The sequence below is a fragment of the Bacillus sp. 05T31 genome, assembly GCF_056396725.1.
In genome coordinates this window covers 1-548 of sequence record NZ_JBFTMA010001290.1, presented here as the reverse complement: position 1 = coordinate 548, position 548 = coordinate 1, and the positions used below count along the sequence as shown (strand labels likewise).

1 pseudogene is annotated in these 548 nt (G+C 25.5%); it reads right to left on the bottom strand.

What is annotated here, in order from left to right:
- Nucleotides 1-325 precede the first annotated feature (325 nt).
- Nucleotides 326-548 (bottom strand): annotated as a pseudogene (locus tag AC1DJR_RS32970) (DDE-type integrase/transposase/recombinase); the annotation flags it as partial.

Sequence of the window (548 nt, the reverse complement as noted above, 5' to 3'; positions counted from 1 at the left end):
GTTAAAAAATAACTATTTTATTTTTACCGAGCTAGTTTTATTTTAGAAAAAATACTTATAGAATAATTTAGTAGGATTACTTATACTTTTTTCCCTTTATTTGGACATGTATAATTACATATAATATAGATATATCAAGTAATCTATGTTATACATATAATATAGATATATCAAGTAACGATATTACTATTAATAAATACTTAATTTATCAYGCTCTTTAATTTACCMTATTMTTCAAAAAAATCTTTATATRGTCATWAAARACCYCTGAAATACAATTCATTTCATTCCAACCACCTCAATACTTAACATGAAGATAAKAAAMTGGATTCTTATCGATCGCTATAACAAGAMGTTTTGAAACATGAAAAGGCCGCAAAGCTTTCTTGAAAAAGCGCTTTGTAGCCTTCTGGTTTTTTGTTTTGCTTAGAAAGAATGGTTTGTGTTTCCTTTCAAATTAACACCATGATATAAATATATCCATTGCCCTTTTACTTTGATATATGTTTCATACATCCATTGCCCTTTTACTTTGATATATGTTTCAT